Source organism: Dyella humicola, assembly GCF_026283945.1.
Taxonomy (GTDB): Bacteria; Pseudomonadota; Gammaproteobacteria; order Xanthomonadales; family Rhodanobacteraceae; genus Dyella; species Dyella humicola.
Genome location: NZ_JAPDPC010000001.1, coordinates 3,018,294 through 3,042,509 on the forward strand (window position 1 = coordinate 3,018,294; position 24,216 = coordinate 3,042,509).

The 24,216-nt window shown below is 62.7% G+C and carries 28 protein-coding genes; 12 read left to right on the forward strand and 16 right to left on the reverse strand.

From position 1 onward, the window contains the following. The first annotated feature begins 99 nt into the window (after positions 1–99). Positions 100–840: an acetoacetyl-CoA reductase gene (gene phbB / locus OUZ30_RS13285; protein ID WP_266182785.1), complete on the forward strand. Its 741-nt coding sequence runs from the start codon at positions 100–102 to the stop codon at positions 838–840. Between the two features lie 57 nt (positions 841–897). Here the strand turns inward: phbB and OUZ30_RS13290 are convergent, their stop codons facing one another. Continuing rightward, positions 898–1,752, reverse strand: a complete 855-nt coding sequence (locus OUZ30_RS13290) for a tRNA threonylcarbamoyladenosine dehydratase (RefSeq protein WP_283256074.1) — start codon at positions 1,750–1,752, stop codon at positions 898–900. A gap of 128 nt (positions 1,753–1,880) precedes the next feature. Between OUZ30_RS13290 and OUZ30_RS13295 the strand changes: the two genes are divergently transcribed. Further along, the gene (locus OUZ30_RS13295; protein WP_266182787.1) at positions 1,881–2,270 is read left to right on the forward strand and encodes a cytochrome C; all 390 of its coding nucleotides are present in this window, start codon (positions 1,881–1,883) and stop codon (positions 2,268–2,270) included. A gap of 18 nt (positions 2,271–2,288) precedes the next feature. Here OUZ30_RS13295 and OUZ30_RS13300 read toward each other — a convergent pair whose 3' ends face one another. From OUZ30_RS13300 to OUZ30_RS13325, 6 genes are all read right to left on the reverse strand, one after another. After that, positions 2,289–2,591 carry an Mpo1-like protein gene (locus OUZ30_RS13300; RefSeq protein WP_266182788.1) on the reverse strand — a complete coding sequence of 101 codons (303 nt, stop codon included), beginning with the start codon at positions 2,589–2,591 and terminating at the stop codon, positions 2,289–2,291. Positions 2,592–2,664: 73 nt separating this feature from the next. After that, entirely contained in the window at positions 2,665–3,537 is an 873-nt protein-coding gene (locus OUZ30_RS13305) for a pirin family protein (RefSeq protein WP_266182789.1), read from the reverse strand. Positions 3,538–3,568: 31 nt separating this feature from the next. Then, positions 3,569–4,627 carry an NADH:flavin oxidoreductase/NADH oxidase gene (locus OUZ30_RS13310; protein WP_266182790.1) on the reverse strand — a complete coding sequence of 353 codons (1,059 nt, stop codon included), beginning with the start codon at positions 4,625–4,627 and terminating at the stop codon, positions 3,569–3,571. A gap of 52 nt (positions 4,628–4,679) precedes the next feature. After that, positions 4,680–5,585 carry an alpha/beta hydrolase family protein gene (locus tag OUZ30_RS13315; RefSeq protein WP_266182791.1) on the reverse strand — a complete coding sequence of 302 codons (906 nt, stop codon included), beginning with the start codon at positions 5,583–5,585 and terminating at the stop codon, positions 4,680–4,682. A 117-nt stretch (positions 5,586–5,702) separates the two neighbouring features. Further along, complete coding sequence (locus tag OUZ30_RS13320) at positions 5,703–5,912, reverse strand: cold-shock protein (RefSeq protein ID WP_019465668.1); 210 nt, start codon at positions 5,910–5,912, stop codon at positions 5,703–5,705. A 277-nt stretch (positions 5,913–6,189) separates the two neighbouring features. Continuing rightward, positions 6,190–6,399, reverse strand: a complete 210-nt coding sequence (locus OUZ30_RS13325; protein ID WP_114823570.1) for a cold-shock protein — start codon at positions 6,397–6,399, stop codon at positions 6,190–6,192. Positions 6,400–6,774: 375 nt separating this feature from the next. On the opposite strand from OUZ30_RS13325, the gene OUZ30_RS13330 reads away from it, so the two are divergent. Next, positions 6,775–7,188 carry a hypothetical protein gene (locus tag OUZ30_RS13330; RefSeq protein WP_266182792.1) on the forward strand — a complete coding sequence of 138 codons (414 nt, stop codon included), beginning with the start codon at positions 6,775–6,777 and terminating at the stop codon, positions 7,186–7,188. 9 nt (positions 7,189–7,197) lie between these two features. On the opposite strand, the gene OUZ30_RS13335 is transcribed toward OUZ30_RS13330, so the two are convergent. Continuing rightward, positions 7,198–8,322: a winged helix-turn-helix domain-containing protein gene (locus OUZ30_RS13335; protein ID WP_345781049.1), complete on the reverse strand. Its 1,125-nt coding sequence runs from the start codon at positions 8,320–8,322 to the stop codon at positions 7,198–7,200. A 305-nt stretch (positions 8,323–8,627) separates the two neighbouring features. Between OUZ30_RS13335 and OUZ30_RS13340 the strand changes: the two genes are divergently transcribed. Both OUZ30_RS13340 and OUZ30_RS13345 read left to right on the forward strand, forming a co-directional pair. Beyond that, positions 8,628–9,005, forward strand: coding sequence for a hypothetical protein (locus OUZ30_RS13340; protein WP_266182793.1), 378 nt, complete (start codon positions 8,628–8,630; stop codon positions 9,003–9,005). 141 nt (positions 9,006–9,146) lie between these two features. Next, positions 9,147–10,229, forward strand: coding sequence for a phospholipase A (locus OUZ30_RS13345; protein WP_266183176.1), 1,083 nt, complete (start codon positions 9,147–9,149; stop codon positions 10,227–10,229). Between the two features lie 53 nt (positions 10,230–10,282). Here the strand turns inward: OUZ30_RS13345 and OUZ30_RS13350 are convergent, their stop codons facing one another. Then, a complete protein-coding gene (locus OUZ30_RS13350; RefSeq protein WP_283255905.1) occupies positions 10,283–10,765 on the reverse strand; it encodes an FKBP-type peptidyl-prolyl cis-trans isomerase in 483 nt (160 codons plus the stop codon). A gap of 178 nt (positions 10,766–10,943) precedes the next feature. Between OUZ30_RS13350 and dacB the strand changes: the two genes are divergently transcribed. Next, on the forward strand, positions 10,944–12,497 hold the full coding sequence (gene dacB, locus OUZ30_RS13355; protein ID WP_266182795.1) for a D-alanyl-D-alanine carboxypeptidase/D-alanyl-D-alanine endopeptidase: 1,554 nt from the start codon (positions 10,944–10,946) through the stop codon (positions 12,495–12,497). Here dacB and OUZ30_RS13360 read toward each other — a convergent pair. Beyond that, on the reverse strand, positions 12,482–12,967 hold the full coding sequence (locus tag OUZ30_RS13360) for a glutathione peroxidase (RefSeq protein WP_266182796.1): 486 nt from the start codon (positions 12,965–12,967) through the stop codon (positions 12,482–12,484). The two genes, dacB and OUZ30_RS13360, sit on opposite strands and share 16 nt — an antisense overlap. Positions 12,968–13,129: 162 nt before the next feature. Here OUZ30_RS13360 and OUZ30_RS13365 point away from each other — a divergent pair, with 162 nt between their 5' ends. From OUZ30_RS13365 to OUZ30_RS13375, 3 genes are all read left to right on the forward strand, one after another. Next, entirely contained in the window at positions 13,130–14,161 is a 1,032-nt protein-coding gene (locus tag OUZ30_RS13365) for a methionine ABC transporter ATP-binding protein (protein WP_266182797.1), read from the forward strand. Positions 14,162–14,172: 11 nt separating this feature from the next. Further along, positions 14,173–14,841, forward strand: a complete 669-nt coding sequence (locus tag OUZ30_RS13370) for a methionine ABC transporter permease (RefSeq protein WP_266183178.1) — start codon at positions 14,173–14,175, stop codon at positions 14,839–14,841. A gap of 69 nt (positions 14,842–14,910) precedes the next feature. Further along, positions 14,911–15,711 carry a MetQ/NlpA family ABC transporter substrate-binding protein gene (locus tag OUZ30_RS13375; RefSeq protein WP_266182798.1) on the forward strand — a complete coding sequence of 267 codons (801 nt, stop codon included), beginning with the start codon at positions 14,911–14,913 and terminating at the stop codon, positions 15,709–15,711. An 89-nt stretch (positions 15,712–15,800) separates the two neighbouring features. On the opposite strand, the gene pncB is transcribed toward OUZ30_RS13375, so the two are convergent. After that, positions 15,801–17,000, reverse strand: a complete 1,200-nt coding sequence (gene pncB / locus OUZ30_RS13380) for a nicotinate phosphoribosyltransferase (protein ID WP_266183179.1) — start codon at positions 16,998–17,000, stop codon at positions 15,801–15,803. 491 nt (positions 17,001–17,491) lie between these two features. On the opposite strand from pncB, the gene OUZ30_RS13385 reads away from it, so the two are divergent. Then, the gene (locus OUZ30_RS13385) at positions 17,492–18,313 is read left to right on the forward strand and encodes a cytochrome c (protein ID WP_266182799.1); all 822 of its coding nucleotides are present in this window, start codon (positions 17,492–17,494) and stop codon (positions 18,311–18,313) included. Positions 18,314–18,322: 9 nt separating this feature from the next. Here the strand turns inward: OUZ30_RS13385 and OUZ30_RS13390 are convergent, their stop codons facing one another. The 3 genes from OUZ30_RS13390 to OUZ30_RS13400 all read right to left on the reverse strand — a co-directional run bounded on the left by OUZ30_RS13390 (position 18,323) and on the right by OUZ30_RS13400 (position 20,556). Beyond that, positions 18,323–19,384: an aminopeptidase gene (locus tag OUZ30_RS13390; RefSeq protein WP_266183180.1), complete on the reverse strand. Its 1,062-nt coding sequence runs from the start codon at positions 19,382–19,384 to the stop codon at positions 18,323–18,325. 92 nt (positions 19,385–19,476) lie between these two features. After that, positions 19,477–19,836: a hypothetical protein gene (locus OUZ30_RS13395; RefSeq protein ID WP_266182800.1), complete on the reverse strand. Its 360-nt coding sequence runs from the start codon at positions 19,834–19,836 to the stop codon at positions 19,477–19,479. Positions 19,837–19,953: 117 nt separating this feature from the next. Then, the gene (locus tag OUZ30_RS13400) at positions 19,954–20,556 is read right to left on the reverse strand and encodes a rhomboid family intramembrane serine protease (protein WP_266182801.1); all 603 of its coding nucleotides are present in this window, start codon (positions 20,554–20,556) and stop codon (positions 19,954–19,956) included. 165 nt (positions 20,557–20,721) lie between these two features. Here OUZ30_RS13400 and OUZ30_RS13405 point away from each other — a divergent pair, with 165 nt between their 5' ends. Together OUZ30_RS13405 and OUZ30_RS13410 are read left to right on the forward strand one after the other, a co-directional pair. Then, positions 20,722–21,603 carry a PhzF family phenazine biosynthesis protein gene (locus tag OUZ30_RS13405; protein ID WP_266182802.1) on the forward strand — a complete coding sequence of 294 codons (882 nt, stop codon included), beginning with the start codon at positions 20,722–20,724 and terminating at the stop codon, positions 21,601–21,603. Then, positions 21,600–22,067, forward strand: coding sequence for a YaiI/YqxD family protein (locus OUZ30_RS13410; protein WP_266182803.1), 468 nt, complete (start codon positions 21,600–21,602; stop codon positions 22,065–22,067). Before OUZ30_RS13405 ends, OUZ30_RS13410 begins: the two co-directional genes overlap by 4 nt. Here OUZ30_RS13410 and OUZ30_RS13415 read toward each other — a convergent pair. Then, positions 22,064–22,951: an NAD(P)-dependent oxidoreductase gene (locus OUZ30_RS13415; protein WP_266182804.1), complete on the reverse strand. Its 888-nt coding sequence runs from the start codon at positions 22,949–22,951 to the stop codon at positions 22,064–22,066. The genes OUZ30_RS13410 and OUZ30_RS13415 overlap by 4 nt on opposite strands. A 71-nt stretch (positions 22,952–23,022) precedes the next feature. Beyond that, the gene (locus OUZ30_RS13420) at positions 23,023–24,201 is read right to left on the reverse strand and encodes a BaiN/RdsA family NAD(P)/FAD-dependent oxidoreductase (protein WP_266182805.1); all 1,179 of its coding nucleotides are present in this window, start codon (positions 24,199–24,201) and stop codon (positions 23,023–23,025) included. Positions 24,202–24,216 lie beyond the last annotated feature (15 nt).

Genomic DNA, 24,216 nt, shown 5'->3' on the forward strand with positions numbered 1-24,216 from the left:
CTCCCCGTAGACGTTTTGCCATGTTAGATAGGTAAACATGGCCTCACCCGGTGGCACGACCCGGGTCGCAATGACATCAGGCACAATCGGAGACAAGGCATGACGCAGCGCACGGCATTGGTCACAGGCGGCACCGGCGGTATCGGTACGGCCATCGTTCGGTATCTCGCCAAGCAGGGACATCGAGTCGCCACCAACTATCGCGACCAGGCCAAGGCGGAACAATGGAAGGCGATGATGGCGAAGGAAGGCATCGAGGTGCTGCTGGTTCCCGGCGACGTCTGCGATCCGGATTCCTGCGAGGCGATGGCCGCGATCATCGAGAGCTCATTGGGGGCGGTGGAGATCCTGGTCAACAACGCCGGCATCACGCGTGACACCACCTTCCACAAGATGTCCTATCCGCAGTGGATGGAAGTGGTGAACACCAACCTCAATGCCTGCTTCAATGTCACCCGCCCAGTGATCGAGCGCATGCGCACCCACAAATGGGGCCGCATCGTGCAGATCAGCTCGATCAATGGCCAGAAGGGCCAGTACGGCCAGGCCAACTACGCGGCCGCCAAGGCGGGCATGCACGGCTTCACCATTTCGCTGGCCCAGGAAAACGCGAAGTTCGGCATCACGGTGAACACCGTATCGCCAGGCTACGTGGGTACCGACATGGTGATGGCGGTGCCGGAAGAAGTGCGCGAGAAGATCATCGCGCAGATCCCGGTGGGCCGCCTCGGCAAGCCGGAAGAGATCGCGCATGCGGTGTGTTTCCTCACCGGCGAGGACGCCGGCTGGATCACCGGCTCCAACCTTGCCATCAATGGCGGCCATTACATGGGTTGGTAAGCGCCTTACCCCCCTCTCCCCTTCGGGGAGAGGGTTGGGGTGAGGGGCCACGCCGCCTCAGTTCCCCAACAGCTTTTCCATCACTTTTGCTACCGCCGCAAACGCAAACGCGCCCGTGACATGCGTGGCCGCACCCAGCCCGCCACCACAGGCAAGATTCAAGGCGTCGGCGCCCGCAACGCCCGGCGGGCGGGTGCCGCATACCGTGCCGTCGGGCTGCGGATACTGCACGTTCTGCAACGAGTACACGGCCGACACGCCGAAGTACCGATCCGGGTTGCGCGGGAAATTGAAGTCCTGACGGAGCTTCTTGCGGATCAGGCTGAACATGGCATCGTGCTCGGTACGCGACAGGTCGCGCACACGGATCTGGGTGGGATCGGTGCGGCCACCCGCCGAACCCACCGACACCAGCGGCAGCTTGCGGCGACGACACCAGGCAATCGCTTCGAGCTTGACGCGAAACGCATCGCAGGCATCCAGCACGATGTCGTAGCCGCGATCGAGCAACTCATCGAGTGTCGAAGGTGTCAGGAAGCGCTCGATCGCATCGATCTTGATCGCGGGGTTGATCGCTTGCAGACGCTCCTCGATCACGCCGACTTTGGACCTGCCGTACTGGCCATCAAGCGCGTGCAGTTGGCGGTTGGTATTGGACACGCACACTTCGTCGGCATCGATCAGGGTGAGGTGACCCACGCCGCTGCGTGCCAGCGCCTCGGCAGCCCACGAGCCTACGCCGCCAATGCCAATTACGCAGACATGGCGTTGGGCCAACCGTTCGATCGAACCGACGCCGTAAAGCCGCTCCACGCCAGCGAAGCGCTCGTACGGAAAGGCGACTCCGTCGGCGGGTGCGTTTTGGGGCGCAGGACGCGCGGCGGCGGAACCTGCTGCGCCTTCGGGATGCATCACTGGACGAATTCCAAGACCTTGAACATAGGGCATTTTAGCGAGAGTGGGAGGTTATCGCAGCACCCGCCACGCGATCGGCAGGTTATGCTTGCCGGCCCTCAGCGTTCGCCACCGGAAGCCATTGCATGCGTGTTGCCATCTCGATCTTGCTGGGACTCGTCATCGGGATCATCGGCACCGTGTCCGTCATGAACGCGCTGCACGAACGGCACCCGCTACCCCACGCCGTGATGTCGGTCATGGCGCATCACGCAGGCGCGCTGCACACCGCCGTCAGGGCACAACGCTGCGATGCGGCGGAGGCACGCCAGCACCTGACCCGGCTACTGGAAACCCAGGCCGACATCAGCGAGGCGTTCCCTGGTGTCGACCAGCCCTTCCTGGATGAGGCGACCAAGCTGCACGCCAAGAGCCAGGCCGCACTGCTGGCCGCCCCGGCCAATTGCGCCGCCCTGGCGGCGGCGCTCAAGCCCATCGACGAGGTTTGCCAGTCCTGCCACCAGCAATATCGCTGAGCGGCGACAAACTGAGATTCAGATCGATACCTTGCCGCGCAGAATCTGCCAATACATCACCCAGTCACCCATCAGGCTGTAGAGCGGGTGGGTGAACGTCGCGGGCCGGTTCTTTTCGAAGACGTAGTGCCCGATCCACGCAAAACCGTAGCCGGCGACCGGCGCCAGCCATAGCCACCACGCATGGCGCGTGACCAGCGCGATGACGATCACCAACAACACCAGCGTACTGCCGGCAAAATGCATGCGCCGACAGCGAAGATCGCTGTGTTCGTTCAAATAGAACGGATAGAACTCGCGAAAGCTGGCGTAGCCGGACATGCGCTTGACCGTTGCTGAGTTGCGCTCAGGGTAATCTGCCAGCAAGGCCGATGCATGCGGGCCTGCAGCATGGTCACGTCGGCAGCGGAATGTATTCCTTATCGTCGCCGATCACGGTACCCATGCGCTGCGCCACCCAGTCCGCCTTGGCCTCCTCGATGCGCTCACGACTGCTGGACACGAAATTCCACCACAGGTGGCGCTCGCCATCCAGCGGCGCACCGCCGAACAACATGACCCGGCTGGCGCTACGGGCGCGCAATGGCGGCGCACTGGCGCCCGTCTGCACGGCGGCTTGCATCGGGGGCACGACCAAACCGTCCCATTCGACATCGCCATCCGTCACGCAGACGCCGCGTTCGACATGCCCTTCCGGCCAAGGCAATTCAGCACCCGCGGCCAGCGTCGCCTCGATAAAGAACATCGGCGCAAACACCTTCACCGGCGAAGACTGACCGTAGGCAGTGCCCGCAATCAGCACGAGTTCGGCACCCGGCAGGTTGATGCGCGGCAGCTCCGCTGCACCATGATGATGGAACTCCGGCTCCACCTCGGCATCCTTCTTCGGCAGCGCCACCCATACCTGGATGCCATGCGTGCGCAGGCCGCCGCCGCGGGCCTCGGGCGGGGTACGCTCGGAATGCACGATGCCGCGGCCCGCGGTCATCCAGTTCACTTCGCCGGGGCGAATGTCGGCGATGCTGCCGAGACTGTCACGGTGACGGATCACGCCCTCGAACAACCAGGTGACGGTCGCCAGACCGATATGCGGATGAGGCCGCACATCCATGCCCTTGTCCGACAGGAACGTCACCGGCCCCATGTAATCGAAGAACACGAACGGGCCGACATGTCGCGCCTGCAGTACCGGCAGCAGGCGCCGCACGTTGAAGCCATCACCCAGGTCGTGTACACGACCTTCGATCAACATCGGTTGCTGTTCCACTGTCTGGCTCCTTGGTTGCCAGGGCCATGGTTTACCAGGCCCGCTGATACTGTTCCGGCGCTTCGATGGTGATGCCCAACTCCTGCGCCGCACGCCGCGGGAAATAAGGATCGCGCAGGCTTTCGCGCGCGACCAGCACGACATCGGCTGCGCCATCGTCAATGATCCTGGCCGCCTGTGTCGATTCGGTGATGAGCCCTACCGCACCGGTGGCAACGTCGGCCTCGCGACGAATACGCGCGGCGAACGGCACCTGATAGCCGGGAACCAGCGGGATCTTCACCCCGGGAATCAAGCCACCGCTGGACACATCGACAAGATCCACGCCCAGCGACTTTACCGCCTTGGCCAACTGCACGCTTTGGTCGATATCCCAGCCGCCTTCCGCCCAGTCGGTAGCCGAAATGCGCAGCCACAACGGCAAGTGCTGCGGCCACTCTTCCCGTACGGCCACGATCACTTCGCGCACGAGCCGCATGCGATTTTCGAAACTGCCGCCATAAGCATCCGTGCGATGGTTGCTTAGCGGTGAAAGAAACTGGTGCAACAGATAGCCATGCGCACCATGGATCTCGATCAGCTTGAAACCCGCGGCCAAGGCACGTCTGGTTGCCGCGCGAAAATCCGCAATGACCTTGGCTATGCCCTGCTCGTCCAGCGCCTCCGGCACGTGCCAGTCTCGATCGAACGCCAGTGCGGACGGTGCAACGGTCGGCCACGGGCCTTCATCGGCAGCTAACGCCCTGCCGCCTTCCCAGGGACGCTGGGCGCTGGCTTTGCGCCCCGCGTGCGCCAGTTGCACCCCAGGAATCGCTCCCTGCGCGGCGATGAAGCGGGTGATCGGCTCCCATGCGGCCAGTTGCTGCTCGTTCCACAGGCCGACATCGCCCGGAGAGATGCGCCCTTCGGCGGACACCGCCGTCGCCTCGGCGATCACCAGGGCGGCGCCACCAACGGCACGACTGCCCAGATGGACCAGATGCCAGTGATCGGGCATGCCATCGACGGCCGAGTACTGGCACATGGGGGCGACCACGAGTCGGTTGCGCAATTGGAGGCTGCGCTGCGTCAGCGGCGTGTAGAGATTCATCGGTCCTGCCGGTGGGGAGATCCGCTACACATGCCGACGCCGAGGACGGGCTTCAAGTGCCAGCGTCGCCCCTCCCGCTCGAGAGCCCATCAAACCAGTCCGCCACCCGCGACGCGATCGGCGCCGGTGTCTTCATCCAGCTGAAGTGATCGGCGGGCTTGCCGCCCAGATCGGCGGCCGTAATGACTCGCTGTTCCCGCCAGCTACGGCGCATCTTGCCGAGCAGGCACGCCAGGGATGCTTCGGGTGCAAGCCAATCGTCCCGCAGGCGCAAGGCCAGCACAGGCAGATCGAGTTCGCCGAGTCGTTGCTCGAAATCATCGCTCATGCCCTGCGCAGCGTAGCGGCCGGTGCGGCCGCTGCGCGCCCAATCGGTCATTACTCGGCGGGCCTCATTGCCGCCAAAACCGATCCGACGCCCGGGAAACCGCCCAAATAACCGCGCCATCAAGGGTACGGCGAAAAAAGCCAGCCGTATGAAACGGCCGTAGCGGAACTGCCTCCAGTAAGGTGATCCGCTCGCCACGATCAGCAGAGCGGCGATCTCGTGGGGATGAAGGCTGGCGTATAGCGAGGAGAGTTGACCACCGAGGCTGTGCCCGCCCATGGCGTAACTCGCCCGCGGCAAATGTTTGCGTACGGCAGCAAGACCGGCCGGCACGTCGTGCTGCAGCAGCTCCCGGTATCCCCAGTCCTGCTGGCGACCTGCGCGACGATTACTGGAGCCCATGCCACGCCACTCGTGGATGGCCACGGCCACGCCGCGCTCCGCGAGTGCCTGCGCCAGTGGCAAATACTGCCTGGCAGACACACCTAGTGCGGGCAGCCAATACAACACATGGCGAACGTCCCCTGCAGGCAATTGCAAAAGCACTTCTGCCGCCGCGCCATCCGCGGCGACAGCGGGCAAGCTGATAGGCGCGGCTGTCGACGTCAGTGTCGATAATGGAGCGGACATTAAGACTGCTTTGGGCAAAGGAGCCTCGCAGGCTAACCAATCCGTGCACGGTGAAAAAGTGCGTCGCACGAAAAAGGCCGGCTTGCGCCGGCCTTTTTTTTCATCTGTGCGACTACGTCAGGCTGGGGCGACCTCGTCGGCCTGCAGGCCTTTCTGGCCCTGCACTACCTTGAAGCTCACCTTCTGCCCTTCCTTCAGACTACGGAAGCCCGAACCGCTAATAGCCCGGAAATGCACGAAGACATCAGGACCGCTTTCGCGACTGATGAAGCCGAAACCTTTAGCGTCGTTGAACCATTTGACTGTGCCAACTTCACGATCCGACATGACTCACTCCGATCTGACTCGATACTGAGACAAGTCAGCCTCCCCTATGGCCGACGGCTTACTGGGCATGCAGGGATCGGGTGAAGCGATGTGGACCCTTGCGAGTCGCGCACCGGGCACGCACGTGACCGAGCAAACACAGTGAACCAAGCATAACGGATTTCTTTAATGCAGGTGAATGACCCTAATCTCTTCACATTTCAATGACATTTACTTCAACAATAAAAAAAGCCAGGCATTTCTGCCTGGCTTTTTATTCTTGCGTGTTAACCGGGAATTAGGCGGCCATCACTTCGTCGGCCTGCAGACCCTTCTGGCCCTGCACAACCTTGAAGCTGACCTTCTGGCCTTCCTGGAGGCTCTTGAAGCCATTGCCCTGGATCGCGCGGAAATGCACGAAAACGTCCGGGCCATTGTCACGGCTGATGAAGCCGAAACCCTTGGCATCGTTGAACCACTTGACGGTACCGATCTGACGATCAGACATATTGAATCACTCCTTAGGATTGAAAGACTCAGCCTGCGCAACATGCGCTGGCCGGCTTACTGGTGTGCTAGGAAACCCTAGGGGTGAGGCGATGAGGCTAGATCGAGATCCGCTGCATCGGGTCACAAAACTCTGGTGACCCCGGCAAACACAGTGAGCGCATCATAGCTGCTTAGCGCCTACAACGCGAATAGGCATTTTTCCCAACCTGAATGGATACCCGGTGGGTCGGATAAAGGCCTATTTGATTTTCACGCCGTCTTCGCATTTCATCGCTCTTTAACTGACGGGGCTATTTCCCCGTAGCCTCCAAAATGCACCGAACTGCCACGCCAAGCGCCCAGGATAGGCCGTTTCCTGCGCAGGAGAAGGACCATGATGCCCCATTGCTGCCGACTTGCCGTTTTCGCCCTTCTCGCCACCGGCCTGTCCCTGGCGGGCTGCGCCAGCCACCCGAAAACCCGTCCGAACACGGCCACCAGCACACCTGCCGCTACCAGCGGAGCCGCACAAAGCAGCGTCGCCACGGGCATTGCCGCCTGCGACGAGTACCTGGCCACCTATGTGGTCTGCCATCGCGCCGCCGCGGTATTTCCGCCAGACCAGCTCGAAGGACGCTACCAAACCATGCGTGCCAGCCTGCTGAAGGACGCGCAGGACCCGAAAGTCCGCCCGCTACTTGGCGCACGCTGCGTGGCGATGGCCGGGCAGCTCAGCCAGATGCTGCAAGGGAAATCCTGCACGTCCGTAAGCCCTCCCCCAGCCGCGCCCGCCGGCAACGCGCGCTGACATCCTTGCTCAAGACTCCCGCAACAGTGGGCGCAGGGCCGTCGCCATGTTTGAGGGTCGGCTACGCGTCAGGCGCACGGCTGGCGTGCCATGCCATCGTGCCGTAGCCGTTATGGCCTTGGCCACATCGCGAAGCAGGCTCGGCGTAGGCTCGACCTCCGGCTCCAGGAACAACGCCTTGATTTCGAACACGCCATCGCTGCGATGCGCCTTGGCATCGAGGCGACCGATCAGGCGACCGCGATGCAGGATGGGCAGCACGTAATAGCCGTAAACCCGTTTGGGTGCCGGCACATAGCATTCGATGGTGTATTCGAAGCCAAACAGCGCCTGCGCACGCGGGCGGTCCCACACCACAGGATCGAACGGTGACAGCAACGCCGTGTGCGTGCCACGTAGCTTGCCGTGCGCGGCTTGCGCCAGCAGATCCGCATGCTCGGGATGCACGTAGGCTGGCACCTTCCAGTCCGCGACCTGCACGGCGAGCAGTGCTCCACTCGCCACCAGCGGCGCGAGTTCACGATCGGTAACAGACGGTTTTAGCCGAAAGTAGTCAGCGATCCAGCGTGCCTGGGCGACACCCAAGGCACGCACGCTGTCGAGAATAAAATGTCGACGCAAGGCGCCCTGGTCCAACTGCAGCAGGCCTGTGTCCATCGGTGGATCGAGCTTGGCCTCGACGCGCTCGCTCAAATCGTAAACGCGCTGGAACCGTTCACGGCGTGTCACCATCAACTCGCCCATGGCGAACAGCGCCTCCAGCCAACGCTTTTCGGGCTTCCATGACCACCAGCCACCCGCGCCACGCTTTTCGCCTTCGAAATCCGCCGCACGCATCGCCCCCGCGGCGCGAATGCGATCGAGCAGACCATCCATACCCTGCCGATGTTCGTGATGCATGCGCGCTGCATGCTTGTGAGCCCAATGCGTGGATCGCTGCATGCGCCAGGCCCGATGCAGTGGCAGATCGACTGAGGGCACGAAACAGGCTTCATGTGCCCAACTCTCCGCCAGCCGCCCTGCCTCCAATGCATCGTCCAGCCATTGTGGATCGTAGTCACCAAGGCGCGAATGAAGCACGAGGTAGGGACTGCGCGCGACGACATGAATGCTATCGATCTGCAGCAGACGCATGCGTGTGATGGCAGCAAGCACATCCACGGGTCGCGACCGTGCGCGCGGTGAATGCAACAGACCTTGCGCGGCAAGATGAAGCCGCCGCGCTTGTGACAAGCTCAGTGAGATGGCCGACATGGATGAAGGAATCGACAACGGTAACGAGGACTTCACGTGAACGCGATGCCTATGTTGGGGAGGCATTTAGTGTGCATTTGCTAGCGTTGGGCTTAGCGCGGAAGCCTTCAAAACACGACATCGCCTTGATCGCCTCTACCGCGCGTCCGTCCACAAGCCACGCATTCTGGCATGGAGTAACGACGATGAAATACCGCAAACCTCTTCTTGCATTGATTACCACCGGCTCGATGATGTTGGCCGGCTCATTGCTGGCGCAGGATCAGCCAGCACCCATTTCTCCCGCACCTGCCGCACCCATGCCAGCCGCTTCGCCTGGCGCTGTCACCGATAGCGCACAGCTCAGTACCCCAACGGGCCAGCTGACGGTGAAATCCACGGTTCCGACTGTCGTGGCTGGCCCGGCGCCCAGCTTCGAACAGCTATCCGGCGGCTCGCGCTATATCACCGCGGATCAGGCCACGGCGTATCCGCTATTGGCCAATGACTTCGCGTATGTCGACAAAGGCAAAACCGGCCACATCACGAAGGCCGAATACGAGCGCTGGCTCAGCAATAAATAAGTAAGATGAAGGCTCCGACGCGGGCCACATGCCTTGGTGGTCCGCGTCGTCACATGCAATGCATGCTTTTGATGGTATGCGGCTGGCGCGCATGCAGTGATCAGACCGATCGTTTGCCAGACATGGATGGAGCCCCCGATGATGCGACCGATCTCACTTGCGGCCCTGGCTCTCGCCTCAGGCTTCACAGTTGCCGCACGCGCACAGACGCCGGATCCGATGGATATTCGTGCGTGTACCGCGCTGGAAAACGATGCGCAGCGACTGGCCTGTTATGACCACGCCACGGGTCGCGAACATCTGCCCATGGCGCAAAAAAAGACCGAGGCACCTTCACCCCCAGGCACCGTATTCCGCCACGAGCAGGCGAAATCGAATACTGAAGTCCCTCCGACATCCAGCGAAAAAACCGTCTCGTTGTTCGACAGTCGCTGGGAACTGTCCCCCGACAGCAAGTTGGGCACCTTCAATGTTCGCGCCTACAAGCCGATCACCGTGATGCCGTTTTTCGCCAGCAGCAACCAGAACAGCCAGCCGTCCAGCCCCAACCCAGCGAATACAGTCAAAGAGCCGCAGGACCTGGACAACATCGAGAGCAAGTTCCAGCTCAGCCTGAAGACCAAGGTATGGCAAGGCGTGTTCGGCGACGAGGGCGACCTTTGGGTGGCCTATACCCAGTCCTCGCGCTGGCAGGTCTACAACGAAAAGAACTCGCGACCCTTCCGCGAAACGAACTACGAGCCCGAGGCCATACTCGCTTTCAATACCAACTACGAAGTGGCGGAATGGAACGGACGGCTACTCGGCATCGCGCTGAACCACGAATCCAATGGGCAGTCCGATCCGCTGTCGCGAAGCTGGAACCGCGTCATGGGCTACGTGGGGTTCGAGCGTGAGGACTGGACGGTGATGCTGCGCCCCTGGTGGCGCATTCCCGAAAGCAGCAAGACCAACGACAACCCGGACATCAGCAACTATATGGGTCGCGCCGATATGCAGATCGTCCACGAATGGCGTGGCCAGGAGTTCGGCCTGATGTTGCGCCACTCGTTACGCGGCGGCAGCGAGAGCCACGGTGCGGCGGAGTTCACCTGGGCGTTCCCCATCGTCGGCAACTTGCGCGGCTATGTGGAGCTGTTCAAGGGCTACGGCGAGAGCATGATCGACTACAACCACAACGCCACTTACCTGGGCCTTGGTTTGTCGCTGCTCGACTGGTACTGAACCGATGCGTGGATAGGACGGCGCTGCCCTGATGGCAACGCCGCCCAAGGGCATCAATGGTGATGGCCGCCTTCGCCGTGCACGTGGCCGTGGGACAGCTCTTCCTCGGTGGCAGCGCGCACGTCGGTCACTTCCACGTCGAAATGCAGTGCCTGGCCGGCCAAGGGATGGTTGCCGTCGATATGCACCTTTTCGTCATCGACCTTGGTCACCGTGACGTTGATGACGCCCTGCGGGCCACGACCCTGGAACTGCATGCCCGGCTGGATGTCCTCGACGCCCTGGAACGCCTCGCGCGGCACCTCCTGCACGAGCTCCGCGTGACGCACGCCGTAACCCTCTTCCGGTACCACGTCCACCTTGAACTGGTCGCCGACCTGACGGCCTTCCATCGCCTTTTCCAGACCGGGGACGATCTGGCCAACACCCTGCAGGTACACCAGCGGCTCACGACCCTGCGAGCTGTCGAGTACCTGACCCTGGTCGTCGGTCAGCGTGTAGTGGAAGGAAACAACCGTGTTCTCTGCGATCTGCATGATGTTCTCGTATGGGGAATGGGGCGCCGGCAGGCCCGGCACGAACCCCCAAGTTTAACAGACTGGGTCCAGCGGTATCGGCTAGGCAGCGACCCGGGCGATTGGCGATACTTGCCCCATGGTCATGCCGCGACGCCCGTTCTGCCGCCGTGCTGGCGCTGTTCTATGCGCCGGACTGATGGGCTTGCTCGTCGCGCTAGGGATCTTTGCGGCAACGCCACAGCCGACTTCCACACCCCCCGCTCCGGCCCGAGCTCCCTCGCTGGCGACCCAGATCAACGAGCTCATCGGCCAACCGCGCTTTGCGGGCGCCGACTGGGGCATCTCGGTCGTTTCGCTCGACAGCGGCCACACCCTCTTCACGCACCACGCCGACCAGCTGTTCCAGCCGGCCTCGACCGCGAAGCTCTTCACCGCTGCCATCGCGCTGAGCGAGCTGGATCCGGACTACCGCATTCCGACCCGTGTCATGGCCAGCGGTGAGATCCGCAATGGCCGGCTGGATGGCCCGCTCATCCTCTACGGCATGGGCGACCCCACGCTAGGCTCGGATGCATCGACCAGCGACTGGCCAGACCAGTTGGCAACCCAACTGGCCGCGCAGGGCCTGCGCCACGTCCACGGCGACCTGATTGCTGACGCCACCTACTTCGCCGGGCCCGTCATGGGTTCCGGCTGGGAGGCCGTCGACCTGCAGAGCTGGTTCGCCGTACCCGCAACCGCCTTGAGCGTGCGGGAAAACCAGGTCGACGTCACCGTGACGCCCGCGGCATCCGCCGGCGGGCATGCCGACGTCAGCTTTAGTCCCGCCGACGCCATGCCCCAGGTGATCAGCGAGGTCACCACCAGCGAGCCACGCACGCGCAACGACATCAATCTTTACCGCGCCCCGGGCGATGTCACGCTTTACGCCTTCGGCAACATCGCCGCGCGCTCGCCCGCACAAAGCTACAAGCTTGCCGTGCCCGATCCCGCGCGCTACGCAGGCAACCTGTTGCTGCAAGCCATGCTTCGCCATGGCATTCAGCTCGACGGAAAACTGACGTCCCTGCAGTGGCCTCGTCGGGATACGGCCCGTACCGCCCAGGCACGTACGCTGGCAGAAGTCCTGTCGCCGTCCGTGGTGGAGATCCTGCAGCGTGGGTTAAAGCGTTCGCAGAACCTGTACCTGCAGAACCTGCTTCTGCTTGCCGGTGTCCGGGCCCAGGCCTATGCAGAACAGACCGAGGGCAACACCGGTTTCATCACCACCGAGCGCTGGGGCATCCGCGCCATGCACGAGCTGCTTGAGCGCGCGGGCATCACGCCGTCGGCCAGCCTCATCGAGGAAGGCACCGGCCTGTCGCGACGCAACCTCGCTACGCCCAATGCGATGGCCCGCCTGCTGGCATTTCTTGCTGGACAGCCTTATGCGGCAGCCCTCAAGGAATCGCTGCCCATCGCGGGCGTCGATGGCACCCTGCAATGGCGCATGCGCAACACGCCTGCCGAAAACAACGTGCGCGCCAAGACCGGCAGCATGAGCTTCGTGCACTGCCTGGCCGGCTACGTCACCACGGCCGATGGCGAACGACTGGCATTCGCCATCATGCTCAACAATTACGATCCACCTTCCGGCGCTCCCAGCGCCAGCCGCGATATCGATGCCATTGCCGTGATGCTGGCCGGCTTGCGTAGCCACGGCGAAGCGACGGCCACGTCACCCAGTGTCGCGGCTCAACCCGCCAATTGAGACTGCAGATCCTTGCCGATCTTCTCCGGCGTATCGGTAGGCGCGTAACGCCTTACCACCTGCCCATCGCGATCGATCAGGAACTTGGTGAAGTTCCATTTGATCGACTCGCTGCCCAGGATGCCCTTGCCTTCGCTCTTCAACCACTTATAGAGCGGATGCGCACCGTCGCCATTCACCTCGATCTTGGAGAACAAGGGGAAGCTCACGTCGTAGCTGGTGGAGCAGAAGTTGCGGATCTCCGCCTCGTTACCCGGCTCCTGATGGCCGAACTGGTCGCAGGGAAACCCGAGCACGACCAGGCCCTTGTCGCGCGCGGCCTGCCATAGCGCCTCCAGCCCCGTGTATTGCGGCGTGAACCCGCATTTGGAGGCCACGTTGACGATCAGCATGGCCTGACCGCGCCACTCGGCGAGCGAACGCTCGTCGCCATCAATGTCGCGGGCGGAAAAGTCGTAGACGGAAGTCATCGCGGCGATCCTGCTGAAAGAGGCGCCAAGTCTAATCCCCAGTACGTCATCACGGCGATATCGATATAACGTTCCGTGATGACGGCGGGCAAGGAACCCGCCTGACACATGATTTATGCTTGTCGCCGGCCGGCATCGCTGGCTCCCACCCGAAGGTACCCCGTGATCAGATTTCAGGCCGTGCACAAGTCCTACCGCGTCGACGGCAGGGACGTTTCCGCCTTGCAGCCGCTGAACCTTGAGATCGCCGACGGCGAGGTGTTTGGCATCATTGGCCATTCCGGCGCGGGCAAATCGACACTTATACGCCTGATCAACCTGTTGGAGCGCCCGAGCGGTGGTCGCATTCTGATTGGCGACACCGACATGACGGCGCTGCCCGAAGCCGAATTGCGTCAGAGACGCCAGGGCATCGGCATGATCTTCCAGCACTTCAACCTGCTGGCCTCACAGACGGTGGCGCAGAACGTGGCGTTCCCGTTGCGGCTCGCGGGCGAGAACGATGCGGCGACCATGCGCAAACGGGTGGATGAGTTGCTTGCCCGCGTTGGCCTGAGTGCACACGCCGACAAGTACCCTTCGCAGCTCTCCGGTGGACAGAAGCAGCGCGTAGGGATTGCGCGAGCGCTGGCCAATCGTCCGTCGATCCTGCTGTGCGATGAAGCGACCAGCGCGCTCGATCCGCAGACCACCGCGTCGGTGCTGGACCTGCTGGCGGAGATCAATCGCGAACTCAAGCTCACCATCGTGCTGATTACCCACGAGATGGATGTGGTCCGCCGCGTCTGCGACCGCGTTGCCGTGCTCGATGCCGGCACGATCGTGGAAACCGGCTCGGTGGTGGATGTCTTCCTGCATCCGCAGCACCCCACGACGCGACGCTTCGTCAACGAAGCCTTGCCCGAAGAAGCAGCAGGCGAACAAGCACCTTTCGCGCATGTCACGGGGCAAGTGCTGCGACTGTCGTTCCGTGGCGAGACCACCTGGACGCCCGCCCTGGGTCGCGTCGCACGCGAGACTGGCGTGGACTTCAACATCCTCGCCGGCCGCATCGACCGCATCAAGGACCTGCCCTATGGGCAGCTCACGCTGGCCATGCAGGGAGCACGTGTCGACGAAGCGCTCGCCATCCTGCGTCAGGCAGGCATCGAGATCGAGGAAATCAAGCCTGCGTCGCCGGAGAATCAATCGTGAGCCTGCCACTGATGCAAAACCTGTTTCCCAATATCGACGACTGGAGCGAGCTCGGCCAGGCCTGTATCGACACCTTGCTGATGCTTGGTGGCTCGCTGCTGCTCACCGTCGCCATCGGCCTGCCGCTGGGCGTGCTGTTGTATCTCACCGGCAAGGGCCAGCTGCGCGCCATGCCCAGGTTGTACGCCGCGCTTTCGCTGGTAGTGAACATCTTGCGATCGATCCCGTTCATCATCCTGATGATCGTGCTGATGCCGGTCACCTACGTGCTGGTGGGCACCAAGCTTGGCATTCGCGGGGCGATTCCGCCGCTGGTGATCGGCGCCGCGCCGTTCTTCGCCCGACTGGTGGAAACGGCGCTGCGCGAAGTGCAGCGCGGCGTGATCGAGGCGAGCCAGGCGATGGGCGCCAGCACCTGGCAAATCGTGCGTCACGTACTGCTGCCGGAGGCGCGTGCAGGCCTGCTTGCCGGTACCACCGTCACCGCCATCGCGCTGGTGGGTTATACCGCCATGGGCGGCGCGATCGGCGCGGGCGGCCTCGGCGACCTGGCCTATCGCTACGGTTATTTGAGCTACAAGTCGGACTACATGCTGGTCACCGTGGTGCTGCTCATCGTGCTGGTGCAGCTGTTGCAGATGCTCGGCGACCGCATCGTGGCGCGCTACACCAGGAACTGACCACCCGCCCGCCTTTGCATTCAGCGGTATGGACGGCTATTCTTGTGCATTGCACCAAGGCATCCCACCATGAAGAAGCTGATCGCCATCGCTGCCGCCCTGCTCCTGCTGGCGGGCTGCTCGTCTTCCCAGCCTGGTGGTGACGCCGGCAGCCAGAAACTGGTGGTGGCCGCGACGGCCGTGCCGCACGCCGAGATCCTCAAGCAGGTCAAGCCCATCCTTGCCAAGGAGGGCATCGACCTTGAGATCAAGGTATTCGCGGACTACGTGCAGCCCAACGTCCAGGTGCTGGAAACGAGCGTCGATGCGAATTACTTCCAGACCAGGCCATACCTGGACGCGTTCAACCATGAGCGCGGCACCCACCTGATCATGGTGACGGGCGTACACATCGAGCCGTTCGGCGCGTACTCGCGCAAGCTCAAGTCCATCGACCAGCTGGCCGATGGCGCCACCGTGAGCCTGCCCAACGATCCCAGCAATGGCGGCCGCGCCCTGCTGCTGATCGCCAAGCATGGCCTGATCACCCTGAAGGATCCCGGCAACCCCTTGTCTTCACCGAAGGACATCGTGGCCAACCCCAAGCAACTGAAGTTCCGCGAACTGGAAGCCGCCATGTTGCCGCGCACGCTGGACGAGGTGGACCTCGCGCTGATCAACACGAACTACGCGCTGGCCGCCGGGCTCAATCCGATCAAGGATGCGCTGCTGATCGAGGACAAGGATTCACCCTACGTCAACGGCCTCGTCGCCCGCCCGGACAACAAGGATGATCCGCGCATTCAGAAGCTGTCGAAGGCGCTCAATAGTCCCGAGGTGAAGGCATTCATTGAGCAGAAGTATCAGGGCGCTGTGTTGCCGGCGTTCTGAGTTGGAGGGCTTCACTGGCGCTATACCGTAAAGCGCGTCATCCCAGCGTTCGCTGGGATGACGGTGAGGGATAGCAAGCGTGGTTGCCCCTACCCGGCCACCGCCATCTCCGGCTCTGCCGGAATCTCGAACACTTGTCGAAGATACGCCACGTAAGCGCCGTCCTCGCACATATTCTTCCCCGGCGAATCACTCAACTTCGCGACCGGCTGTCCATTGCAGCGGATCATCTTGATGACGATCTGCAATGCTTCCGGCCCCACGTCATTGGTCAGATTGGTGCCCACACCAAACGCCAGCTGGCAGCGTCCGTTGAAGTGTTCGTACAAACGCATCACCTTCGGAATATCCAGGCCATCGCTGAACACCAGCACCTTGCTGCGCGGGTCAACGCGATTGGCGCGGTAATGGGCCAGCACACGCTCGCCCCACGCGAATGGCTCGCCGGAGTCGTGCCGCGTGCCGTCGAACAGTTTGCAGAAATACATGTCGAAATCGCGCAGGAATGCGCTCAAGCCATAGACGTCCGACAACGCAATGCCCAGATCACCGCGATACTCCTTGGCCCAGGTTTCCAGTGCCGCGATCTGCGAATCGCGCAAGCGCGGCCCCAGCGCCTGATGCGCCTGAAGGTATTCGTGGGCGAGCGTGCCCAGTGGCGTCAAGCCCAGTTTTCGGGCCAGAAAGACATTGCTGGTGCCCGCCAATTGCTGCCCCAAGCCATCACGCAGCGTGGTCGCCACTTCTTCATGCCACTCGCGGGAGTAGCGGCGACGCGTGCCGTAGTCGGCGATTCGGCAGGCCTGATAGCCTTCGGTGTCACGCAGTAGCGAAATCTTCTCGCGCAGCCGGCGCCTGCCTTCGGTGAGATCAAGCCCTGGCTGGGTGTTGCGGAAATACACTTCGTTGACGATCGCCAACAGCGGCACTTCGAACAAAATGGTGTGCAGCCACGGGCCACGAATGCGGATCTCAATCTCGCCGGGACGATCTGCGGCAGGATGGATATCGACGTACTTCGCGTTGAGCTGGAACAGTCCGAGGAAATCGACGAAATCGCTTTTGATAAAGCGCCAGCTGCGCAGGTAGTCCAGTTCGTCCGTGGTGAAACGCAGCAAGCACAGCGCGTCGAGTTCGGCGCGAATTTCGTCGATATAGGGCACCAGGTTGATACCAGGGTTGCGGCATTTGAACTTGTACTCGACCTGCGCTGCCGGGTAGTGGTGCAGCACTACCTGCATCATGGAGAACTTGTACAGGTCGGTGTCGAGCAGGGAGGTGACGATCATGAGACGCTCAAGCGGCAAGGCGGCGCGCGGCGCAGCGGTAAGCATGATTATCCCCGTCCGGGTACTCGCGATGCGAGCGTGTCGTGATCGCCAGAAAAATTAAAACCTCGGTAGTCAGGGGAGGGACTACCGAGGTTCTGTCAGGCCGGTCTCAAAAAACAAAGAGGGGAATTGGACCGACCCCCCAGTGGCACGATCTTGCTGCACCACTTCTTGTCGCCGTCACGGCGATACGTGACATTAGTGTGGCCGCCCCTGATCTAGTTCAAGGGCTCCCTCGGTTTCATTCAGCTTCTGGCAAGCTGGAGCCGCTCACGGCGCTGGATACGCGCCCGTGTGGCCCACTAAATCATTGAACATAATGACTTCTTCCCCGCCAACGCGGCGCTCGGGATGTTACCCATATGCGGTCGCTGCGGGGCCCCATCCAGGCCCGCCGCAGGGAAGTTCGCCTGGCCCTACAATCCGCGGCGCTTACGACAGGAAATCCTATGACCTCGCTGCTGCGCCGGCTGTCCTTCATTGCGTTACTCCTCGCCCTCCCCGTGCACTCGGCGGAGTTGAAGATCGATCTCGGTCACGGCGTGCGGACTTACGACACCACGCAATTGCTCGCACGCGATGACGCGCGCACGATCAGCATTCCTGACGACGTGGCGTTCAAACGCGCCATGCGCTATCGCGCCGTTCCACTCAAGGCGTTGCTGGACGGCTCCTCCGCCCAGGATGCCCTGCTGTTCGTCGCCACCGATGGTTTCGCCGCCGAGATCCCCGCTGCGCTCTTTCGCCAGGCGCATGGCTCGGAAGCCTGGCTGGCCATTGAAGAGCCGGCGCATCCCTGGCCCGCGCTTGCCGAAGGCAAGGGTGATGCGGGGCCGTTCTATGTGGTGTGGACCGATCCGTCGTCGATGAAGATCGGCCCGGAGCAATGGCCCTACCAGTTGGCCGCCATCCGCAAGCTCGCACCAGTGGCAGAGCGCTTCCCGGGCATCCGGCCCGATCCCGCGCAGAAGATGGATGGCATCGTGCAGCAAGGTTTTGCGGTGTTCCAGCGCACCTGCTTCGCCTGCCATACGCTCAATGGCCAGGGTGATGCGCGACTCGGGCCAGACCTGAACATTCCGCACAATCCAACCGAATACCTGCGTGGGGATCTGCTGCGCGCCTATATCCGCGATCCGCAATCACTACGCCAATGGCCGCAGGCGCGCATGCCGGGTTTTGACCGGCAGGCCTTGTCCGATAGCGATATGGATGCGCTGCTTGCCTACTTGCGCCACATGGCCGGCCGCAAGACAACCAGCAAGCCGTGAGCCAACCCGCTAGCGAAGCGTACCCAGGGCGCTTCCGGCATCATCCTTGCCTTCCGGATTGACCGGAACCGCCGCGTCGAGCCGCTGTTGCAGGGCTTTTTCACGCTGCGCCGGTGCAAGCCGCGAAAGTTCGCGCACACTGGCATAGAACGCAGGCCACTGCTGCTCAGCCTGCGCGAACATCACGGCGAACGCTGGCGTCCAACGGTCATAAAGCCCAAAAGGCAGCAACCGCGCGTTGTTGATCGGCGCCGCCACCCACGCGTCATAGCTGTGATCGTTCGGCCACTCGCGCTCACGCCATTGCGCGTAGCGGATGCGAAAGGCCTCGATTTCATGCGCTTTGCCGGCGGCCAGGGCGGGTTCGTTCGCACCGCTCGCATAGAGGGTCTTCAGGCGATCGCGCAGGTCGAGCGCCAGCTTGGTGAACCCATCGTCCAGCGCCTTGACATGATCGTCCTGGGGCGGCAACCCGCGTGATCGTCGCCATTGGCGCAAGCCTTCTTCCTGCACGAAGGTGGCGAAGGACTCGTTGAAAGCGCTGTCGTCCCTCACATAGAGCAGTTGATGCGCCAGCTCGTGGAAAATCGTTCCCGCAAGTTCGTCGTCGTCCCAACGCATCATGCTGCTGAGGATCGAGTCGGCAAACCAGCCCAGCGTCGAATACGCACTGACGCCACTGACGTAGACATCGTTGCCCTTCGCCTCCAGCCGTGCTGCCTCGGTCTTCGCCTTGTCACGCTCGAAATAGCCCCGATACGCAACGCAACCGGCAATGAAAAAGCAATGCTGGACCGGCTCAACGGAGTAGCGCGGCGTCGCGAGGACGTTCCACACGACATAAGGTCGATCGAGCTTGACGTAGCTGGTATAGCTGCGGTTATCAGGCAAGCCGAGATGTTCGGAAGCGAATCGCCGCGCTTGCTGCGACAATGCCAGCCGCTGCTTCACCGCCGGATCGGTGGCCGGGTCATCCATGACCTTGGCGACTGGTTCGCGATGCAGCACAAGGGCACCCTGCCCGCCCGCCACATGGGCGTAGTAGCCCATCGTGCTGCAGGCGGTAAGCATAAAGCCCACCGCCAGAACGACGATGGGCCTAAGTAGGGGTCTGGTGAGCGGCAGCACGGCAATCAACCTCATGCCGCCATTGTGCACTGACTTCAGTGGCCGTTGCCGCCGTGGCCTGCGTGTCCGCCGCTCCAGCCGTGCCCGCCGTAGTGACCGTTGCCGCCGTGGCCGTAGTACCCACCGTGCCCGTAGTAACGGCCGTAGTAGCCCCCGCCGTACCAGCCACCCACCCCGACGGCCACCGTCGGTCCGTAGCAACAACCGTAATAGCCGTAGTAGCCCGGGTAGTAATAACCCGGGTAGCCGCCGCTATAGACCACGCCGGTACCGTAGTAAGCATCGCCACCATAGGCGACGCCGGGACGAACGTAGTTATAGCCCGGGTCGTAGTAACAGCCGGAAATCGCCAAGGTGGCGGCCACCAGGGCGATGCCGGCAAGCATGCGTTTCATGACCGAAGCCTCAGGGGTGGGTAGCTCTACGCTAGACCCCAATGGCTAAGTGCCCACTGAATGCAGACGACTGAACCAGGAATATTTACCTGCCAGCCTTGCCTGCCCGCAGGCGCTTCAGAATCGCGGCTGCGCGAGCTGGCCAAGGAAGTGCGTCAAGACGTCGGGGCGAATCAGCAAGGTGAAGATCACGCCGAACGCAGCACCCCATAAATGGGCACTGTGATTGACGTTGCCGCCGCCGCGCCGGTCCATGTAGACCGAATACGCCACATACAGCACCGCGTAGATGATCGCCGGCATGGGCAGCACGAGCACCACGATGCGCGCCCACGGCGCGATCAGGATGTATGAAAACAGCACCGCCGAGACCGCGCCCGATGCACCCAGGCTGCGGTAATTGGGGTTGCTGCGGTTTTTCAGGTAGGTGGGCAGGATCGAGACCACCAGCGCCGCGATATAGAACAGCGCGAAGCCCAGCGTGCCCAGGCTGGCCGTATACAGGCCTTCCATGACCCGACCAAAGAAGAACAGCGTGATCATGTTGAACAACAAATGGCTGCCGTCGGCATGAATCACGCCATAGGTCACCAGCCGGTGATACTCGCGATGGCGGGTGATCGCGGGCGGCCACAGGATCAGGTCGTTCATCAGGCGCGCGTTGTTGAACGCCATGAACGACACGACGCAGGTGATGCCAATGATGATCAGGGTGATCATTCGGTGTTCCAGAAGGCCCGAGGGGCGACGACAAAGAGCGCCATCTTGGCGGCGCGCGGACCACTTGTCGACTCCACCCGCGGCGAAATACCGCGCGTTCCGGGGCAATCCGGATTATGATTCGCGCCTTTCACGCGTTCCCCCCAACGCCTGTAGACCACATCCATGTCGATCCGTTACCTGCATCTGGACGTCTTTGCCGCCACGCGCGGCGGCGGCAACCATCTGGGCGTCGTCACTGACGCTAGCGGCTGGAGCGATGCTCGCATGCAAGCCTTTGCCCGCTGGACCAACCTGGTGGAAACCACCTTCCTGTTGCCACCGACGCAGCCGGATGCCAGCTACCGCGTGCGTATCTTCACGCCGCACAAGGAAATTCCCTTTGCCGGCCATCCCAGCATCGGCAGCGCACACGCCGTGCTGCTGTGCGGCCTGGCCGCCCCGGTTGACGGCGTGTTGTGGCAGGAATGCGGCGCCGGCGTGCTGCCCATCCGGATCGAGGGCAGCGGCGATTCGCGCCAGTTGCTGTTGAAATCACCCCATGCGACGGTCGAGAAAACCGGCCACGATGCCCACCCGCTGCTGCATGACGCACTGACGGGCATTGAACTGGGTACGCTGCCGCCCGCCTACGTGGCCGGCGGCCGTCACTGGTGGCTGGCCGAGTGCTCGGACGAAGACTGTCTGCGACGCTGGCAGCCCGACCACACGGCCATTGGCGAGCTGGCGCGCGCCACCGACAGCCTGGGCTTGTGTGTGTTCGCGCGCAGCTCGCACCCGGACTATCAGTTGGTGGTGCGAGCCTTTCCCGCTGGCGTCGGCCTGGTGGAAGATCCCGCGTCCGGCGCGGCGAACGGCTTGATCGCTGCCTATATAGCCCATGCCGAGCCCACCGGCCCGTTGGCTCGCGGTTACACGGTCAGCCAGGGCCGCGAGATCGGTCACGACGCCAGTCTCGTGGTACGTATCGATGGCAACACCGTATGGATTGGCGGGCGTACGCACACCATCATTGACGGCACCCTGCACTGGAACGGCCAGGATTGAACCCCGACGCACAAATTTGGGTCGACGCTGACGCCTGCCCCGTGGCGATCAAGGAGATTCTGTTTCGTGCCGCCGAGCGCGAACAGATTCCCGTCACCCTGGTAGCCAATCAATGGCTGCGCACGCCGCCCTCGCGTCTCATTCGATCCATCCAGGTACCCGCGGGACTAGACGTTGCCGATAACGAAATCGTGCAAAACGTCAGCGCGGATGACCTGGTGGTGACGCAGGACATTCCGCTCGCGGCCTTGGTGATCGAGAAAGGTGGCCTGGCCATTCATCCGCGCGGCGAGCTGTATACCGCCGAGACCATCGCGCAGCGATTGGGCATGCGCAACTTCATGGAAGAACTGCGCGGCGCCGGCATTGATACCGGCGGTCCGGCGGCGTTTCATGCTCGCGACAAGCAGGCGTTTGCGAACCAATTGGACCGCTGGCTCACCCAGCGTCGGCAGGCGCGTTAGAGCTCTCTCTCAGCCAGGCGGGCGCGACGCGCGGCCACTTCCGCCATCACCGACCAGTCGACGTCCTCGTCGCCCGCGGCAAGCGCTTCGAGCAGGCTGTCGCGCAGCAAGCCCGCCAACGGTAGTGGCACGCGCAAAGCGTCAGCGGCAGTCAAGGCAAGACCGATGTCCTTGTAGCCCAGCGGCAGCGCAAATCCAGCTGGCTTATAGCGCTGCGCTGCAATGAGCTTGGCGTAGCCCTGATAGGCCGGTGCGGCGAACAAGGTGCCGGTCATCACCTCCAGGAAATCGCCCGCACTGACGCCGTGCGCCCGCGCCAGCGCCGATGCCTCGGCCATGCTTTCAATCGCTGCGCCGAGCATGAAATTGCCCGCAATCTTCACCACGTTGGCGCGCTCCGGCGCGTCGCCCAGCGGCCAGATGCGACTGCCCATCGCTTCCAGCAAGGGCCGTACGCGTTCAATGATCATCGGCTTGCCTGCGGCCAGGATATTCAGCTTGCCCGCCGCGGCCACGTCGGGACGACCAAACACCGGCGCGGCGACATACTGGATCCCGCGCGTGGCATGCTCATCAGCCAGCTCCTTCGCCAGCGCGACGGAAATGGTGGCGTGATTCACATGCACCGTGCCTTGATCCATGCCATCGAGCAGGCCACCGACAAGCAGGACGTCGCGCATGGCCTGATCGTTGGCCAGCATGCTGAACAATACTTCGCCTTGCGCCGCGCGATCTGCACTCCTGACCACTTTGGCGCCGAGCGAGGCCAACGGCTCGGTCGCTCCCGGTGACCGGTTCCACACGGTCACTTCGTGACCTGCCTTGATCAGGTTGCTGGCCATGGCACTGCCCATGGCTCCAAGACCGATAAAGCCGACTTTCATGGGGAGCTCCTGCAGTCAGTGCACCGGGGGAGTGAAACACCTGCGGTGTTCAAGTCGTGCGAAACGGGCGCTCAGGCCGCCTCACCGGCGGCCTGCCCGGACGCCCATGCCCACTGGAAGTTGTAACCACCTAGCCAGCCCGTGACGTCGACCACTTCGCCGATAAAGAACAAGCCGGGCACGAGTTTCGACTGCATGGTCGACGAGGAAAGACCGTCGGTATCGACGCCGCCCAGGGTGACCTCCGCCGTGCGATAGCCTTCGGTGCCACTGGCGACGATGGGCCAGTCGTGCAACTGGGCACCGATGTTCGCCAGCTCCCCCTCGCGATACTGGCGCATGGGGCGACTCTCGAACCATAGCTCGCACAACCTCTGGGCGAGACGCTTTGGCAGCACGTCAGCCAGTACGTTCTTCAGTTCGGCGGCGGGCCGCGCGACTCGCTGTGACTGCAGCCACGCCGCGGCATCCTGGTCAGGCAGCAGATCGATACGCAGATCGTCGCCTGCTTGCCAGTAGGACGAAATCTGCAGGATCGCCGGCCCACTGATGCCGCGATGCGTGAACAGCATGCCAGCACGGAACGAGCGCTTGCCCACGCGTGCCTCCACCGCGGGCAACGCCACGCCGGCCAGGTCCTGATAGTGCTCTTGATGCTTGCCGCTGAGGGTCAGCGGGACCAGCCCTGCCCTGACCGGCAACACGGCATGGCCAAATTGTCGGGCGATGTCATAGCCAAGGCCGGTGGCACCCATGCTGGGAATCGACAGGCCGCCGGAAGCGACCACCAGGGACTCGGCATGCACTTCACCACGCGCCGTGATCACGCTGAACCCTTCCTGCGAACGCCGCACCCGCTCGACACCGCAGCTCGTTTCGATACGTACGCCGGCCTCGTGGCATTCGTCCAGCAACATGCGAACGATCTGCTTGGACGAGTCATCGCAAAACAACTGCCCGAGTTCCTTCTCGTGATAGGCAATGCGATGTTTCTCGACCAGCGCAATGAAATCCGATGGCGTATAGCGCGCCAGTGCCGACTTGGCGAAGTGCGGATTGGCCGAGAGGTAGCTGGCCGGGGTGACGCCGAGATTCGTGAAATTGCAGCGCCCGCCACCGGACATCAGGATCTTCTTGCCGACCTTGTTGGCATGATCCACCACCAGCACACGCCGGCCACGCTGGCCGGCCGCTATCGCGCACATCAGCCCGGCGGCACCGGCGCCAATGATAAGCACATCCACCTTCACGCCTGCACCGCCGTC

Excerpts from the sequence above, each read along its gene's own strand:
- phbB (WP_266182785.1), top strand. The coding sequence starts at position 100 with ATGACGCAGCGCACGGCATTGGTCACAGGCGGCACCGGCGGTATCGGT.
- OUZ30_RS13290 (WP_283256074.1), bottom strand. The coding sequence starts at position 1,752 with ATGCATCCCGAAGGCGCAGCAGGTTCCGCCGCCGCGCGTCCTGCGCCC.
- OUZ30_RS13295 (WP_266182787.1), top strand. The coding sequence starts at position 1,881 with ATGCGTGTTGCCATCTCGATCTTGCTGGGACTCGTCATCGGGATCATC.
- OUZ30_RS13300 (WP_266182788.1), bottom strand. The coding sequence starts at position 2,591 with ATGTCCGGCTACGCCAGCTTTCGCGAGTTCTATCCGTTCTATTTGAAC.
- OUZ30_RS13310 (WP_266182790.1), bottom strand. The coding sequence starts at position 4,627 with ATGAATCTCTACACGCCGCTGACGCAGCGCAGCCTCCAATTGCGCAAC.
- OUZ30_RS13315 (WP_266182791.1), bottom strand. The coding sequence starts at position 5,585 with ATGTCCGCTCCATTATCGACACTGACGTCGACAGCCGCGCCTATCAGC.
- OUZ30_RS13320 (WP_019465668.1), bottom strand. The coding sequence starts at position 5,912 with ATGTCGGATCGTGAAGTTGGCACAGTCAAATGGTTCAACGACGCTAAA.
- OUZ30_RS13325 (WP_114823570.1), bottom strand. The coding sequence starts at position 6,399 with ATGTCTGATCGTCAGATCGGTACCGTCAAGTGGTTCAACGATGCCAAG.
- OUZ30_RS13330 (WP_266182792.1), top strand. The coding sequence starts at position 6,775 with ATGATGCCCCATTGCTGCCGACTTGCCGTTTTCGCCCTTCTCGCCACC.
- OUZ30_RS13335 (WP_345781049.1), bottom strand. The coding sequence starts at position 8,322 with ATGCGTCTGCTGCAGATCGATAGCATTCATGTCGTCGCGCGCAGTCCC.
- OUZ30_RS13340 (WP_266182793.1), top strand. The coding sequence starts at position 8,628 with ATGAAATACCGCAAACCTCTTCTTGCATTGATTACCACCGGCTCGATG.
- OUZ30_RS13345 (WP_266183176.1), top strand. The coding sequence starts at position 9,147 with ATGCGACCGATCTCACTTGCGGCCCTGGCTCTCGCCTCAGGCTTCACA.
- OUZ30_RS13350 (WP_283255905.1), bottom strand. The coding sequence starts at position 10,765 with ATGCAGATCGCAGAGAACACGGTTGTTTCCTTCCACTACACGCTGACC.
- dacB (WP_266182795.1), top strand. The coding sequence starts at position 10,944 with ATGGGCTTGCTCGTCGCGCTAGGGATCTTTGCGGCAACGCCACAGCCG.
- OUZ30_RS13360 (WP_266182796.1), bottom strand. The coding sequence starts at position 12,967 with ATGACTTCCGTCTACGACTTTTCCGCCCGCGACATTGATGGCGACGAG.
- OUZ30_RS13370 (WP_266183178.1), top strand. The coding sequence starts at position 14,173 with ATGCAAAACCTGTTTCCCAATATCGACGACTGGAGCGAGCTCGGCCAG.
- OUZ30_RS13375 (WP_266182798.1), top strand. The coding sequence starts at position 14,911 with ATGAAGAAGCTGATCGCCATCGCTGCCGCCCTGCTCCTGCTGGCGGGC.
- pncB (WP_266183179.1), bottom strand. The coding sequence starts at position 17,000 with ATGATCGTCACCTCCCTGCTCGACACCGACCTGTACAAGTTCTCCATG.
- OUZ30_RS13385 (WP_266182799.1), top strand. The coding sequence starts at position 17,492 with ATGACCTCGCTGCTGCGCCGGCTGTCCTTCATTGCGTTACTCCTCGCC.
- OUZ30_RS13390 (WP_266183180.1), bottom strand. The coding sequence starts at position 19,384 with ATGCTTACCGCCTGCAGCACGATGGGCTACTACGCCCATGTGGCGGGC.
- OUZ30_RS13395 (WP_266182800.1), bottom strand. The coding sequence starts at position 19,836 with ATGAAACGCATGCTTGCCGGCATCGCCCTGGTGGCCGCCACCTTGGCG.
- OUZ30_RS13400 (WP_266182801.1), bottom strand. The coding sequence starts at position 20,556 with ATGATCACCCTGATCATCATTGGCATCACCTGCGTCGTGTCGTTCATG.
- OUZ30_RS13405 (WP_266182802.1), top strand. The coding sequence starts at position 20,722 with ATGTCGATCCGTTACCTGCATCTGGACGTCTTTGCCGCCACGCGCGGC.
- OUZ30_RS13415 (WP_266182804.1), bottom strand. The coding sequence starts at position 22,951 with ATGAAAGTCGGCTTTATCGGTCTTGGAGCCATGGGCAGTGCCATGGCC.